The sequence below is a fragment of the Streptomyces sp. NPDC002537 genome, from assembly GCF_053594975.1.
In genome coordinates, this window is record NZ_JBSFWT010000022.1 from 45304 (window position 1) to 60169 (window position 14866).

A 14866-nucleotide genomic window follows, 5' to 3' on the forward strand; every position below is an offset into this window, starting at 1 on the left:
GCCGACAGTCGCGAACCGGGCCCTCGGGGCACCCCGGTAGGCGCGGGGTCCAGGGCGGAATACCGCACCCCGACAGGAGGAAAAAATGGAGTACCCCACCGAAACCGTCATCACCTGGCAGGCCCCACCCGTCCGGTACGGACTCGGCGCCACGGACGAGATCGGCCACGAACTCCGCCGCCTCGACGTCCGGTCGACCCTGCTCGTCACCGACCCCGGCCTCGCCCGCCTCGACCTGACCCAGCGGGTCCGGAAGCTCGTGGAGAGCGAGGGCATCGAGGTCACCGTCTTCGACGGAGCCGAGGTGGAGCCCACCGACCGCGGCTGCGAAGCCGCCGCCGCCTCCCTCGGCACCCGGCACTTCGACAGCTACATCGGGCTCGGCGGCGGCAGCTCCATGGACACCGCGAAGGTGATCAACCTGCTGCGGAGCTGCCCCGAGAGCGGGATACACCGCTATCTCAACCGGCCGATCGGCGCGGGCGCCCCCGTACCCCGGCCGCTCCGGCCCCTGGTGGCCGTGCCGACGACGGCGGGCAGCGGCAGCGAGTGCACCGCCATGGTCGCCCTCGGCGTCGTCGCCGAACGCGTCAAGACCGGCATCTCCGACCCGCGGCTCCGCCCCACCGTCGCGGTCGTCGACCCCCTGAACACGGTGACCGCCCCACCCGCGGTGACCGCGGCATCGGGCTACGACGTCCTCACCCACGCCTGCGAGTCCTACACCGCCCGCCCCTACGACCGGCGGCCCCCCTACCCCTCGCCGGGGGACCGCCCTCTCTACGTCGGCGCCAACCCGATCAGCGACGTCTGGTCGGAGCAGGCCCTCGTCCTCGTCGGCCGCTACCTCCGCAGGGCGGTGCTCAACCCGTACGACATCGAGGCGCGCGCCGGGATGAGCCGGGCCGCGCTGTTCGCGGGCATGGGCTTCGGCAACGCGGGCACCCACATCCCGCACGCCTGTGCCTATCCGATCGCGGGCCTGGTCTCCGACTACCGGCCCCGCGACTACCGTGTCGACCACCCGCTCGTCCCGCACGGGCAGGCCGTCGTCGTCACCGCGCCCACCGCGTTCGCGTACACCTACCCCACCTCCCCGGAGCGGCACCTGCGCGCCGCGGAGCTGCTGGGCGCGAACCCCGCCGGGACCACCCCGCGCAACGGCGCCGATCTGCTGCCGCAGACCATCCTCGACCTCGTCGCCGACACCGGAGGCCCCCGCGGCCTCGCCGACTTCGGGTACACCGCCCGGGACATCCCCGCGCTCACCGAGGGCGCGGCCCGGCAGGAGCGGCTGCTGGCCTGCTGCCCCCGGGACGTGGCGCGCCCGGAGCTGGCGGCGATCCTCGCGGGCTCGCTCCCCGGTACGGCGGCCGCGATATGACCCACCGTCAACTACCGGTGGCGGAAGCGTTCATCGACGGCAGGCGCGTCCCCGCGCGGGACACCTTCGCCGACCTCGACCCGTCGACCGGGCTGCCCTGCGCCCGGGTGGGCCGCTGCGGGGCCACCGAGGTCGACCGGGCGGTGACGGCGGCGCGCACGGCCTACGAAAGGACCTGGCGCCGCACCACCGCCGCCGACCGGGCGGCGGCCTGCCGGGCCGTCGCCCGGACCCTGCGCGAGCACCGCCGCGAACTCGCCGAGCTGGAGTGCCTGGACACCGGCAAGCCGATCGGGCAGGCGTACACGGACGCCGACGTGGCCGCGCGCTACTTCGACTTCTACGCGAACACCGCCGAGGCCCTCCACGGGCAGACCCTCCTCGACCACCCGGACCTGCTCGCCTACACCCTCCGGGAACCGCACGGCGTCTGCGGCCACATCATCCCGTGGAACTACCCGATGCAGATCACCGCCCGCACCCTCGCCCCGGCGCTCGCGGCGGGCAACACCTGCGTACTCAAACCCGCCGAGGACGCCCCACTGACCCCCGTCCGCATCGTCGAGCTCGCGACCGCGGCGGGGCTCCCGGACGGAGTCCTGGGCGTCGTGCCCGGCCTCGGCGCGGAGGCCGGGGCCGCCCTGGCCGCCCACCCGGGCATCGACCACCTGGCCTTCACCGGATCGCGCGCGACCGGACAGTCCGTCATGACGGCGGCGGCCCGCAACATCGTCCCCGTCACCCTCGAACTGGGCGGCAAGTCACCGCACTTGGTGTTCCCCGACCACGACCCGGCGACCGCCGTGCCGCGCATCGTCGCCTCCGTCACCGAGCACGCCGGACAGAACTGCTCGGCGGGCTCCCGCGTCCTCGTCCACCACAGCGTCCACGCGCGGCTGACCGCGGCCGTCGCCGAGGCGTTCACGGCCCTGCGCATCGGCCCGGGGGCCGAGGACCCCGACCTGGGGCCGCTGATCTCCGCCCGCCAGCGCGGCACCGTGCTCGACCACATCGACGGCGGCCGCAAGAGCGCCCGCCTCGTCGTCGGCGGGGGAGTGCCCGCCGGTCCCCTCCCGCCCGGCGGCTTCTACGTCCAGCCGACGCTCTTCGACGACGTGCCGCCCGACGCCGACATCGCCCAGCGGGAGATCTTCGGCCCGGTGCTGTGCGTCACCCCGTTCGGTGACCCCGCCGAGGCCGTCGCCTTGGCCAACGCGACGACGTACGGACTGAGCGCCGGCGTATGGACCCGGGACGTGGGGCTGGCCCACGCGGTGGCCCGCGAACTGCGCGTGAGTCAGGTCTTCGTGAACACCTACAGCGCGGCCGGGGGCGTCGAACTCCCCTTCGGCGGCTACCGCCGGTCGGGCTTCGGCCGCGAGAAGGGGTTCGCCGCGCTGCTGGAGTACACCCGGCTCAAGGCGGTGGCAGTCCACATCGACCACATCGACCATACCGACCGTATCGACGGGGCCCCGCAGGGCGCGTCCCCGTCATCCGGCCCGCTCGGGGGCCGCTGACCGGGACGCCGGACGGAGCCCCCGCCCCCGGGCCGCGTTCACGCACGCGAGCTGCAGGCGCGCGTGCGCCGCCGTCGCGTCCTGGCCCAGCAGCGCCGCGCACTCCGCGATGCGCTGCCAGGTCCGCGCGGCGTCGTCGAACAGCCCGTGCTGGTGCTGCCAGGCGAACTGACGGTCCGCCAGCCGGGCCGCCGTCCCCGGCCGCACCGCGCACTCGCGGTCGACCACCCGCCGCAGATTCGCGTCCTCCGCCGCGAACCACGCCGAGGCGTCCACGGTGATCCGGGTGGCCATCCGCCCGGGTATCGCCGCCGCGACGGCGGCGGCCCGTTCCCCGCGCGCCTCGTCCGCTGTGGCCGGGTGCGCCACGCGGGACACCCGGCGGTCGGCGGCACGGGTCAGCAACAGCCAGGCGTCGAGGAGGCGTTCGCGCACCGCCTCGGCCTCGTCCGCCTCCAGCACCCCGTCCTGACCGGACGTCACATACAGCCGCAGCAGCTCCGGCAGCCGGTACCGGGGCTCCCCGGTCGCGTCGACACCGACCGGTGTGAGCAGACAGTGGTCGACGAGGGTGCCGACCACCGCGTCCGCGTGCGGCTCCCCGAGCAGCACCGCGATGACCCAGGACGCGAAGTCGCCCAGTTCGCAGTGGGAGAGGAGGCGCACCGCACGCCGCACCCGCGGCTCCAGGGCCGCGTAGCTCGGGGCGAGCCGGGCCCGTACGCCCACGTCGTCCGCCTCCAGCACGTCGAGTCGGCCGTGCCGGTCGCCGATGATCTCCGCGAAGGTGCGCAGCGGCCAGTTGGGGCGGGCGGCCAGCCGCATCCCGGCGATCCGCAGCGCGAGCGGCAGCTCCGCGCACGCGGCGGTCACCCGCCGGGCCGCGTCGGGCTCGGCGGCGACCCGCGCCCGGCCGATCATCCGCTCCAGCATCAGCAGGGACTCGGCGGGGAGCAGCGGCGCGAGGTCGACCAGGGTCGCGCCCGGCGGCGCGGCGAGCCGCATCCGGCCCGTCAGCAGCAGCGCGGAGCCCGCCATGCCGGGAAGCAGCCGCCGTACCTGCGCGGTGCCCGCCGCGTCGTCGGCGACGATCAGGACGCGCCGCCCGGACAGCCGGGTGCGGAACAGCGCCGCGCGCTCGTCCGCGGACTCCGGTACGGCCCACGCGGCGACCCCCAGCGACCGCAGCAGCTCCCCGAGCGCGTCGTGGACGCCCTTCGGGCTGTCCGCGGTGGCGCCCAGCTGGACGTACACCTGCCCGTCGGGGAAACGGTGCCGCAGCCGGTGGGCCGCGTGCACGGCCAGGGCCGTCTTGCCCACACCGGGCTGCCCGCAGACCAGGACGACCGGCGGCGCGGCGGCGGGGCCCGCCGCGCCGAGCAACGTCACCAGCCGGTCCGTCTCCGCCTCACGGCCCGTGAAATCCGGGATGTCCGGCGGGAGTTGGTGCGGTGCGCGCGACGAATCGTTCCGGTCCGGCGCCCCGGCGGGCTCCGCCGGCGCCCGGTCACCGCCCGGCTCGGCCGCTTCGGGACCGCGGTAGGTCAGGGTGTCGTCCTCGTCGAGGATGCGCTGGTGGAGGCGGCGCAGCTCGGGCCCGGGGTCGACACCGCACTCGTCGGCGAGCAGCGTGCGGACCCGGGTGTACGTCTTCAGGGCGTCCGCCTGGCGGCCGCTGCGGTAGAGGGCGAGCATCAGCTGCGCCCACGCGTGCTCGTCCAAGGGGTCGGCCGCGGCCATGGCACGCAGCCGGGGCACGACCTCGTGGTGCCGACCCAGCGCCAACTCGGCCCAGACCATGGAGCGTTCGGCGAGCCGCCGGCGGTCCATGAGGTGGATCGCCTCCGCCTCCATCGCCGCCGTCGGCGGCAGGTCGCCGAGTACCGGGTCCTGCCACAGGGCCAGCGCCTGCCGGAGGAGCAGCGAGGCGGTGTGCGGGTCGTCGTCCAGCAACTGCTCGCCGAGGTCGACGAGGCGGCGGAAGTCGTCCAGGTCGAGCTCGCCCGGCTCCACATGGAGGACGTACCCGCCGGGGTGGGTGCGCAGCCGGGTCGGGTCGTCGAACAGGGTCCGCGCCCGCCAGAGGTACGTCCGCAGCATGCCGCAGGCGGAGGCCGGGGGACCGGGGCCCCACAGCAGGTCGGTCAGCCGGTGTTTGGGCACGGGCCGGTTGGCGTGCAGCAGCAGGATGCTGAGGAGGGCCCGCTGCTGCGGCTGTGTGACATCGAGGACCCGATCGTCGGCGCCGCGAATCTCCAGATATCCCAAGACTCGAAATTTCAACGGTTCCCCCGGGATGCAGAGGTGTGATGCGGGACGGCAGCGTCCACCGATGGGCCTGCCGGCTCCGGGCGACGCTCCGGTCGCGCGGATTGTAGTCAGTTCTCGCGCACTCCGGATGAGCCGGGGAACCGGCCGTTCGGCGCGTGTGCCGTCGGTTGCGCCGGGGCCGGATCGGGGGTACCCGCGGTCGGGGAGCGCCGATCCGAGGGTAGCAATTCCCTGACCGGCGGAGCAGGCGTATCGGCCGGTGCGCGGCGGATGCCCGGTAGACGTCGCATAGACGGTGCGCTCGTAAAGTCGGGTGGGTCCAGTGGTGGGGGATCGGGACGCCGTCGGCGGGGGGATCGGGCATGCGTGTTCCGGGCCGGAAGAGGCTGCCGTCCGGAGCGCGCGGCGGAAATCCGAATACCGAATTCCAGGCGCTCGTGGATAACCTCGCGGAATATGCGCGGCGGGAATTCTGGTACTACCGGGGCCGGGAAATCGTGCGCAGCACCTACGGCCGGGTGCGCGAGGACGTCCTCGCCGCCTGCGCCGCGCTGGAGTCGGCCGGGGTCGTGCCGGGCACCCACGTGGGCATCCTCGGCGAGAACAGCTACGAGTGGATCGTCGCCGACCTCGCGCTGATCCGGCTGCGGGCCGTGTCCGTCGCCCTGCCCGTCGAGACCCACCGCGACACCGCGCCGGAAGAGCTGCGCTCCGCGTACGGCCTCGGACTGCTGCTGATGTCGCGGAGCGAATACACCCGGCGCGCACCCGCGCGGCCCTGGGTCGCGCCGCTGGACGCGCCCGGCAGCGCCACCGTGGCCCCCTCCCGCTCCCGCCACGAGCCGTGCGACGCCGACGTGTTCACGCTCGTCTTCTCCTCCGGCTCCAGCGGCACGCCCAAGTGCATCAAGATGAGCGCGCGCGGCACGGCGGCGTCCCTGGGGGAGTACGCCCGCCAGCTGCGGATGACCGCGGACGACGCCGTCTTCGTGGTCCTGCCGCTGACCGCCTTCCCGCAGCGGCTCATGGTGTACCTCGCCGTCCGGCACGGCTTCGGCATCCGGCTCGCGGATGTCCCCCGGCTGCACCAGGCGCTCAAGGCGATGGCACCCACCCTCGTCGTGGGGCCGCCGGCGTTCTTCGAGACCGTCGAGGGCCGCTACCGGGCCCTGCCCGCGCCCGCCCGCCGCAGGGCGGACCGGCTGCGACGGCTCACCCGCCTCGTGCCCTTCCGCACGCTCCGGCAGCGCCTCCGCAGGCGGCTCTTCGCCGAGCTGCACGACCAGTTCGGCGGCCGGGCGCGGCTGCTGCTCACCGGCTCGGCCCCCGCCCGCGTGGCCACCCTGCGGCTCATGGAGGAACTCGGCTTCCCCCTTCACGAGTTCTACGGGATGACGGAGGCGGGCGTCATCTCCTGGAACCTGCCGGGCCGCACCCGGCACGGCTCCGCGGGGCGGCCCCTGCTCCCCGGCACCGTCCGGATCGCCGCCGACGGCGAGATCCTCGTCCGCTTCGACCCGTCGCGCAGCACCGGCTACTTCGGCGCCTCCGCCGATCCCGACGTCTACCGCCCCGACGGCTGGACCGGCACCGGCGACCTCGGGCGTCTCGACGGGCCGTACCTCCGCCTGACGGGGCGCAAGAAGTCCGTCATCATCACGCGGTCCGGCTACAAGCTCCAGCCCGAGCCCGTCGAGCGGGCCCTCGCCGAACGGCCGGGCGTGGCCCACGCCGTGCTGCTGGGCGGCGAGCACGCCCACGTCGTGACCGCCGTCGTCTCCCTGCACGGCCCGGCCGACGACACCGCGCGCGCCGGACTCGACCGGGCCGTCGCCGACCTCAATCGCACCCTGCCCGAACCGGCCCGGGTGGCCCGGGTGTTGTGCACGGAGGAGGCGTTCACCGCCGCCAACGGACTGCTGACCCGGACCCTGAAGCCGGACCGCGCGGCGATCGCCGACCACTTCAGGGACCGGCTGACCGGCCCACCGCGGAAGACACCGGCACAGGAACGGAAACAGGGAACGGGAGAGGCACGATGAGCACGCGCACACCGGCCGCGGGCGGCCCCGGCCGGGACCCCGACCCGCGGGTCGTCGCCCTGATCACCGAGGCCGTGCCCCCGTGGGCCGACCCCGCCGCGATCGTCCTGACGGCCCGCCTGCGCGAGGACCTGGGACTCGACTCGCTCGCCAGGGTCGCCCTCACGGCCCGCCTCGCCGAAGCCGCCACCGATCCCGACGGCCTCGGCCTCGACGAGTTCACCGAACTGGTCACCGTCGCCGACGTCCAGAACCTCTACCACAGGCTGCGCGCCGGGAACGCCTCCGGCGGGGGGCGGGCTGCCGCGAGTGCCTGCGGCGGACCGCCGGTCGGTACGGGTGACCCTGATGCACAGCTCGCCGCTGCGGGTGGCTCGGGTGTATCCACCGCCCCCGTGAATGCCTCCGGTGGATGGCCCGCTGTCGCGGGCGAGTTGGGCGGGCGGCCCGTCGTCGTGGGTGCCTACGGCGGACCGCCTGTCGGTACGGGTGATCCTGGTGTGCCGTCCGCTGTCACGAGTGCTTCTGGCTCGCCGCCCGTCGCCACCGGCGACCCCGGTGTGCCGGCCGCCCCCACGAGCACCCCCGATGAGCGGCCCGGTGCCCCCGGAGGGGCCTCCGGGACCCTCGACCGTCTCGTGCGCCTGCTCGGCCGCGTCGTCCCGGAGCCCCAGTCCCTCGGCGTCGCGCGCTTCGACCCGTCCGCGCCTCTGCGCGACCTCGGGCTTCCCTCGATGGTTCTGGTCGACTTCCTCGTCCGCATCGAGCGGGAGTTCGCGTTCACCTGGGACGAGGACACCGCGCCCCAGACCTTCGGCACTCTCACGGCGCTCGCCCGCCACATCGACGACCGCACCGCCCCGCCCGTCCGCAGGGAGCCCGCCCCATGACGCCGTCGTCCGGCGCACCCGTACCGCCCGCCCTCGTCACCGGTGCCACCGGCCTCGTCGGTGGCGCGATCGTCCTCGAACTGCTCCGCCGCACCGGCGCCGACGTCCTCTGCCTGGCCCGTGACGGCCGCGGCGAACCCGCCGCGCACCGCGTCCCCCGACTGCTCACCCGTATGGCCGCCGGCTACGGCATGGCCGACGTCACCGACGCGATCATCACCCGCTGCCGGGTGCTGCCCGGCGACATGACCGCACCCGGCTGCGGCGTCCCCGACGCGGCTCTGCCCCCGGCGGTCGGCGAGGTCTGGCACGCCGCCGCGTCCCTGAAGTTCCGCGACCGCGACCGCGCCGAGATCGACCTGCACAACGTGACCGGCACCGCCAACGTCGCCGCCCTCGCCGCCCGGCTCGGCGCCCACACCTTCGACCTCGTCAGCACCGCCTACGTGGCCGGCGACCGCACCGGCCTGCTGGCCGAGGAGCCCGTCCCCCCGGACTGCCGCCCCAACAACGCCTACGAGAGCTCCAAGATCGCCGCCGAGGCGCTGATGCCCGACGTGCCCGTCGACACCGTACGCATCCTGCGCCCCGGCATCGTCATCGGCCACAGCGAGACCCTCGCCGCGCCGACCGCGTCCGGGCTCTACACCTTCGTCGACGAACTGACCGCGTTCCGGGCGCGGATCGAACCACGGCTCGGCAACTACCTCGACCACTACCCCGTGGCGATCCTCGGCGACCCCGCCACCCGCGGCAACCTCATCCCCGTCGACACCGTGGCCGCGGCCGCCGTCCGGCTGGGCCTGGCCGGGGCGCCCGGCGGCATCTACCACCTGACGAACACCGAACCCACCCGCCTCGGCGAGGCCCTCGCCGCCCTCACCGGCGCCCTCGGCATCCGCGCCCCGCGCTGGGTGTCCGACCCGGCCGAACTCACCTCCATAGACGACGAGTTCAACAAGGAGCTCGACTTCCAGGGCGCCTATATGCGCCAGGACAAGCTCTTCGACGCGACCAGGGCCCGGCGCCACTGCGCCGACCTCCTCACCGTCCCCCTGAGCCCGGAACGCCTCGGCGAGTTCGCCACCCGCTACCTCAAGGACGGCGCCGCCGAACAGGTCCTCGCACTGCGGAAGGCGGCCCACCGTGTTTGACTTCGCCGACCCCGGCTCCCTCGACCTGCGCTATCGCGGCCAGGGCCGCTGCCCCACCAGCACCGGCGCCGAGCTGTACTACGAGAGCGTCGGCAGCGGCCCGCCCATCGTCTGCCTCAACAACTTCTTCATCGTCGCCCCCGCCTGGCGCAACTTCACCTCGCGCCTCGCCCGCGACCACACCGTCGTCACCTACGACCTCCGCAACCAGGGCGTGTCCAGCCCCGGCACCGGCACCCACCACTTCGACGACCACGTCGGCGACCTCCTCGACCTCCTCGACCACCTCGGACTCGACGACGTCCACCTCATCGGCACCTCCGCCTCCACCCTCATCTGCCGCGACTTCGCCCTCCGCCACCCCGGACGCGTCCGCGGCCTCGTCCTCACCGGCCCCGCGTTCTCCCCCTACGGCCCGCTGCGCATGCGCCTCATGGTCAAGGACTGGCTGCAACGCCTGGACCAGCACCGGGCCGAGGGCGTCTTCGACTACCTCTATCCGCTCGTGTTCACCGACAAGGCCATCGAACGCGGCGGCCGCGCCACCTACCTCGCCCTGCGCGAGCACTTCCTCGCCCTCAACTCGGAGGCCCAGGTCCGCGCGTGCGTCACCGAGCTCCGCCAGGCCTCCGGCGACCCCGACCTGCTGAAACAACTGGACAGGCCCGTCCTGCTGCTGATCGGCGACGGCGACCACCTGTGGTCCGCCTCCACCCTCGAAGCCGCGACGGAACTGATCCCCGACGCCGTCGGCCGGATCATCGAGGGCGCGGGCCATATGCCGTTCATCGAGGCGACCGAGGAGTTCGAGGAGGCCGTGGCCCGCTTCGTCGACGGACCCGCGGCGCCGTGACCACCGCGGCGGACGGCACGGAAGCGGGCTGGCGGGCGGCCCTCGACGGCTTCGTCCCCGTGCCCCCCGCCCACGCCCGGCCCGAACTCGACGCCGCGGCCGCCCGGCACCTGCTGCGCTGCCCGCCCCGGGTGTGGGACCTGCTCACCGCCGAAGGGCTCCCCGCCAGGCCCGCGCCCGACGGGCCGCGCTACGACACCCGCGACCTGTTCAACCTCGCCGTCCACTCGGGCTCGCGCGAATCCGTACCCGAAGTCGCCCTGTCGCTGTCCCTCCGCTTCGCCCGCCAGGACCCCCGGCTCTGGGCCCGCGTCCGGAACTGGGACCTCCACACCACCCTGACCTGCCTACGGCACAAAGGGGACGGTCACTGGCGGACCTGGCCACCCGACACGTACGACGCCCCCGCCACCGCCCCCCGGCCGTGCCACTGGACCGGCCCCGGGGCCGTCCGCACCCTCCACCACCGGGTGCGGACCCGCGGCGTGCACGCCCGTCCGGAGTCGCCGCGGTTGCGCGCCGATATCGCCGCCGGACTCGCCCGCCCGCTGCGCTACGTCCGGATGCCCGCCGCCGTGCGCGCCGACGCCGACTGGATGGCGGAGCGGGGGCTGGTCGACTGCGTGAGTGGTACGCTCGCGCTCGCGCGCCGGCTGGCCGCCGCCGGGCACGAGGTCCGCGGCCGCACGGGCTGGCTCGTCGGCCCGCAGGTCTCCGCCCACACCTGGCTCGACGTACGCGACGACGACGGGCACTGGAAGACCGTCGACGTCGCCCACCACCACCTCGCCCGCACCCTCTTCGGGCCGGACGCGGTGGCCCCCGAGGCGTTCGCGGGCTCGCGCCCCGACCGCCTCGTCCCCAGCACCGCGCCCATGGGGGAGGAGCTCCACACCCACCGGTGCCTCGCCGCACCGGCCGAACTGGACTGCCGGATCACGGCGGTGAGCCGATAGGCCCCCGGGCCGGGAAGGCGGAGGGACATGACGGAGGCGCAGCGGTCCGCGCGCACGGCGCCGAGGACGGCCGTCCCCGGCGGGGACGCGGTGACCCTGCGGTCCATGGCGCCGGTCCTCCTCGTCCTCTGCACCGGGCTGTTGATGGTCTGGATCGACACGACCATCGTCAACGTCGCGCTGCCCGACATCCAGGACTCCCTCGGCACGACCTTCACCGGACTCCAATGGGTCGTCAACGTCTACACCCTCACCTTCGCCTGCCTCATGCTCGTCGCCGGCGACATCGGCGACCTCTTCGGCCACAAACGGGTCTTCCTCGCCGGCATCGCGGGCTTCACCGCCGCCTCGGCGCTCTGCGCGACCGCCCCGAACATCGGCGTCCTCCTCGCCGCCCGCGGCCTGCAGGGCGCCTCCGGGGCGGTGATCATGCCGATCTCGCTCTCCCTCATCACCGCCCGGGGCGGCGGCCCGAAGGTCCGCGCCGCCGCCGTCGGCATCTGGTCCGGCGCCGGCAGCCTCGGCCTCGCGGGCGGACCGCTGATCGGGGGCCTGCTCGTGACCCGCTTCGGCTGGGCCGGCGTGTTCTGGGTCAACGTGCCCATCGGAATCCTCACCGCCCTCGCCGGACACCGGATTCTCACCGGGCACCGCGGCCACGCCGGACGCACCGTCGACACCGTCGGCATGCTGCTCTTCGCCACGGGCGTCGGCTCCCTGACCCTCGGACTGATCCAGGCCGACGACTGGGGCTGGACCTCGCCCGCCGTGCTGACCGCCCTCGCCCTCGCCGCGGCCCTCCTCGCCGCCTTCGCGGGCTGGGAGCTGCGGACCCGCGCCCCCGTCCTGCCCCCGGCCCTCTTCCGCGACCGGGGCTTCACCCTGCCCAACCTCGCGGGCATGGTCACCTTCTTCGGCATGTTCGGCGTCCTGCTGTTCCTCTCCGTCCATCTGCAGTCCTTCGAAAGGCTGTCGGCCTACGAGACCGGGCTGCGCTTCCTCCCGCTGACCGCCGCGACCGCGGTCGCCGCGCCCGTCGCCGGGTGGGTCACCGGCCGGTACGGCGCCCGGCTGCCGCTCGCCGCGGGCTGCGCCGTGTCCGCGCTCGGACTGCTGGCGCTGACCCGGGTGCCGATGGACGACGGATACCTGGAGTACGCGGGCCCGTTCGTCCTCATCGGCTTCGGCACGACCCTCGCCGTCACCCCCGGGACCATCGCGGTGCTCGGCGCGGTCATGGCGAACCGCGCGGGCATGGGCGCCGGGGCCGTCCAGACCTCGCGCCAGATCGGCGGCGTCCTCGGCATCGCCGTCCTGGGCACGGTGGTGATCCGGCACTTCCGCGACCGGCTGCCTGGCGCGCTGGCCGCGCTCCCGCTCCCGCCCGCCGAACGCGCCCGCATCGCCGACCGGTTGTCCTCGGGCGGCCGCCCCGACGTCTCCGGGCTGTCCGAGGCGGCGCGCACGGCGATCCTCCACCCGGCCGGCCGGGCCCTGGCCGACAGCATCCAGACGGCGATCGGCATCGCCGCCGTCTGCAACCTCGCCGCCGCGCTGCTGGTGCTCGTCGCCATGCCCCGCCGCCCGACGAACCCCGCGAAGGACAGGACCACATGATCGGACACCTCGGCATCAACGTTCCCGACCTGCGGGCGGCCGTCGCCTACTACGACCGGATCGTGCCCCTGCTGGGCTTCGAGACCTACTTCGGCGACGCGACCCAGCACGCCTACCGGCCCGTGGACGGCAAATCCGGCACCTACCTCTTCCTGTACGGGAGCGCGGACCCGTCCGGCGCGTACTCGCGGCACCGCACCGGGCTCCAGCACCTCGCCTTCAAGGTCCGCACCCGCACCCGGGTCCGGGAGGTCGCCGCCGCCGTGACCGCGCTCGGCGGTGAACTCGTCCATCCGCCACGGGAGTTCCCCGAATACCCGCCGCCCTACTACGCCACCTTCTGGACCGACCCCCACGGCTTCCTGCTCGAAGCCGTCTGCCACTCCGACAAGGAGTGACCGTGCCGGAGCGGGCCGCCCACGACTATGTGATCGTGGGCGCGGGTTCCGCCGGCTGCGTCCTGGCGAACCGGCTCAGCGCGGACCCCGGCACCCGCGTCCTCCTCCTGGAGGCGGGCCGGGACGACGCGGTCCGGGGCATCGCCGTCCCCGCGGCCTTCCCGACGCTCTTCAGGACCGAGGTCGACTGGGACCACCGCACCCGCGCCCAGGCCCGGCTCGACGGCCGCGAACTCTACTGGCCCGCGGGCAAGGTCCTCGGCGGCGGCTCCTCGGTCAACGCCATGGTCTACATCCGCGGCAACCCCGCCGACTACGACGGCTGGGCGGCCCGCGGCCTGCGCGGCTGGGCCCACCACGACGTCCTCCCGTACTTCACGCGCTCCGAGGACAACACCCGCGGAGCCGACGCCCACCACGGCACCGGAGGCCCGCTCGGCGTCGGCGACCTCCGCGACCGGCACCCGCTCAGCGAGGCGTTCCTCGCGGCGGCCGAGGCGGCGGGCCTGCCCGCGAACCCCGACTTCAACGGCGCCACGCAGGACGGCGTCGGCTACTACCAGACCACCGTACGGCGCGGCCGCCGCGACAGCACCGCCCGCGCGTTCCTCCGCCCCGCCGCCCGCCGCCCCAATCTGACGGTGCGTACCCGAACGACCGTCAGGCGCGTCCTGCTCGACCACGGCCGCGCCGTCGGCGTCGCGGCCGAACTCGACGGCCGCGCAACCGAGTTCCGCGCCCGCCGCGAAGTGATCCTGGCGGCCGGGACCATCGGCTCGCCCCGGCTGCTCCTGCTGTCCGGCATCGGCCCCGCCGCCGAGCTCGCCGCCCTCGGCATCGACGTGGCCGCCGACAGCCCGCACGTCGGCCACAACCTCCAGGACCACCTGACCGTCGGCGTCGGCTGGGAGGTACGGGGCATCCGTACGATGGAATCCGCCCTGCGACCCGTCAACGTGCTGCGCTACCTGGGCGCGCGCCGGGGCCCGCTGGCGTCCCACGTGGTCGAGGCGGGCGGCTTCGTCGGCGCGCTGCCGGACCTTCAACTGCACGCAGCCCCCGTCCTGTTCGACAACCACGGGCTGACCCCGCCGCCCTGCCCCGGCTTCACGATCGGGGTGTCCCTGCTGACGCCCCGGAGCCGGGGAACGGTCACCCTCCGCTCCGCCGACCCGGCCGCCGCGCCCGTGATCGACCCGCGCTACGGCACCGCACCGGGCGACCTCGCCCGCCTCGTCGACGGCCTGGAACTCGTCCTCGGCATCGGCGCGAACCGCCCGCTGGCACGGCACTTCGGGGGCCTGTACGAGCTGTCCGGCACGGACCGCGCGGCGCTGGAGCGGTGGACGCGTGCCCGCGCCCAGACGCTCTACCACCCCGTCGGCACCTGCGCCCTGGGCGACGTGGTCGACGACGGGCTCCGGGTCACCGGCGTCGAGGCGCTCCGGGTGTGCGACGCCTCGGTCATGCCGGTGATCCCCCGGGGCAACACCAACGCCCCCACCATCATGATCGCGGAGAAGGCGGCGGACCTGATCCGGGGCTGACGGGTTTTCGGCCTGCGGGCGCACCCTGACGGTGCGCCAGGTTCAGCCAATATCTGATGGTGTGTTACCTGGGGTATCCGCCCGTCCGGGCGGGCGGAGCCATTCCCCTGGTGGCGACTTGGCGCGCCGCGCCGCATGGGCGGAGCCCGATCCGGGCGTCCTGATACCTGCTTCCTCCGGTGTGTCTGCTGTTGCAGTGTTCTGTGGTGGCCAAAGGTGCCACTCCAGTCACTA

11 protein-coding genes are annotated in these 14866 nt (G+C 74.5%); 10 read left to right on the forward strand and 1 reads right to left on the reverse strand.

Translation table 11 applies throughout. The annotated features are described in order from the left end of the window. The first annotated feature begins 85 nt into the window (after positions 1 to 85). Both ACWD4A_RS13150 and ACWD4A_RS13155 read left to right on the forward strand, forming a co-directional pair. Positions 86 to 1384: a hydroxyacid-oxoacid transhydrogenase gene (locus tag ACWD4A_RS13150; RefSeq protein ID WP_451193115.1), complete on the forward strand. Its 1299-nt coding sequence runs from the start codon at positions 86 to 88 to the stop codon at positions 1382 to 1384. A 17-nt stretch (positions 1385 to 1401) separates the two neighbouring features. Continuing rightward, complete coding sequence (locus tag ACWD4A_RS13155; RefSeq protein WP_451193117.1) at positions 1402 to 2904, forward strand: aldehyde dehydrogenase family protein; 1503 nt, start codon at positions 1402 to 1404, stop codon at positions 2902 to 2904. Here the strand turns inward: ACWD4A_RS13155 and ACWD4A_RS13160 are convergent. Further along, entirely contained in the window at positions 2878 to 5172 is a 2295-nt protein-coding gene (locus tag ACWD4A_RS13160) for a BTAD domain-containing putative transcriptional regulator (RefSeq protein WP_451193120.1), read from the reverse strand. The two genes, ACWD4A_RS13155 and ACWD4A_RS13160, sit on opposite strands and share 27 nt — an antisense overlap. A gap of 440 nt (positions 5173 to 5612) precedes the next feature. On the opposite strand from ACWD4A_RS13160, the gene ACWD4A_RS13165 reads away from it, so the two are divergent. Genes ACWD4A_RS13165 through ACWD4A_RS13200 form a run of 8 tightly spaced genes read left to right on the forward strand, consistent with a single transcriptional unit; the run spans position 5613 to position 14632 of the window. Further along, entirely contained in the window at positions 5613 to 7217 is a 1605-nt protein-coding gene (locus ACWD4A_RS13165; RefSeq protein ID WP_451193121.1) for an AMP-binding protein, read from the forward strand. Then, the gene (locus tag ACWD4A_RS13170) at positions 7214 to 8107 is read left to right on the forward strand and encodes a phosphopantetheine-binding protein (protein WP_451193123.1); all 894 of its coding nucleotides are present in this window, start codon (positions 7214 to 7216) and stop codon (positions 8105 to 8107) included. Before ACWD4A_RS13165 ends, ACWD4A_RS13170 begins: the two co-directional genes overlap by 4 nt. Beyond that, positions 8104 to 9261, forward strand: a complete 1158-nt coding sequence (locus ACWD4A_RS13175) for an SDR family oxidoreductase (RefSeq protein ID WP_451193125.1) — start codon at positions 8104 to 8106, stop codon at positions 9259 to 9261. The genes ACWD4A_RS13170 and ACWD4A_RS13175 overlap by 4 nt, the downstream gene beginning before the upstream one ends. Next, positions 9254 to 10114, forward strand: a complete 861-nt coding sequence (locus ACWD4A_RS13180) for an alpha/beta fold hydrolase (RefSeq protein WP_451193127.1) — start codon at positions 9254 to 9256, stop codon at positions 10112 to 10114. The genes ACWD4A_RS13175 and ACWD4A_RS13180 overlap by 8 nt, the downstream gene beginning before the upstream one ends. Continuing rightward, positions 10111 to 11070, forward strand: coding sequence for a hypothetical protein (locus ACWD4A_RS13185; protein ID WP_451193129.1), 960 nt, complete (start codon positions 10111 to 10113; stop codon positions 11068 to 11070). The genes ACWD4A_RS13180 and ACWD4A_RS13185 overlap by 4 nt, the downstream gene beginning before the upstream one ends. Positions 11071 to 11097: 27 nt before the next feature. Then, a complete protein-coding gene (locus tag ACWD4A_RS13190; RefSeq protein ID WP_451193131.1) occupies positions 11098 to 12687 on the forward strand; it encodes an MFS transporter in 1590 nt (529 codons plus the stop codon). Beyond that, positions 12684 to 13085, forward strand: coding sequence for a VOC family protein (locus ACWD4A_RS13195; RefSeq protein WP_451193132.1), 402 nt, complete (start codon positions 12684 to 12686; stop codon positions 13083 to 13085). The genes ACWD4A_RS13190 and ACWD4A_RS13195 overlap by 4 nt, the downstream gene beginning before the upstream one ends. Positions 13086 to 13087: 2 nt before the next feature. After that, a complete protein-coding gene (locus tag ACWD4A_RS13200) occupies positions 13088 to 14632 on the forward strand; it encodes a GMC family oxidoreductase (RefSeq protein ID WP_451193134.1) in 1545 nt (514 codons plus the stop codon). Positions 14633 to 14866: the final 234 nt, after the last annotated feature.

What these genes read in the sequence shown, in the direction of transcription:
- ACWD4A_RS13150 (WP_451193115.1), top strand. Translation starts at nt 86, where the DNA reads ATGGAGTACCCCACCGAAACCGTCATCACCTGGCAGGCCCCACCCGTC.
- ACWD4A_RS13170 (WP_451193123.1), top strand. Translation starts at nt 7,214, where the DNA reads ATGAGCACGCGCACACCGGCCGCGGGCGGCCCCGGCCGGGACCCCGAC.
- ACWD4A_RS13175 (WP_451193125.1), top strand. Translation starts at nt 8,104, where the DNA reads ATGACGCCGTCGTCCGGCGCACCCGTACCGCCCGCCCTCGTCACCGGT.
- ACWD4A_RS13190 (WP_451193131.1), top strand. Translation starts at nt 11,098, where the DNA reads ATGACGGAGGCGCAGCGGTCCGCGCGCACGGCGCCGAGGACGGCCGTC.
- ACWD4A_RS13195 (WP_451193132.1), top strand. Translation starts at nt 12,684, where the DNA reads ATGATCGGACACCTCGGCATCAACGTTCCCGACCTGCGGGCGGCCGTC.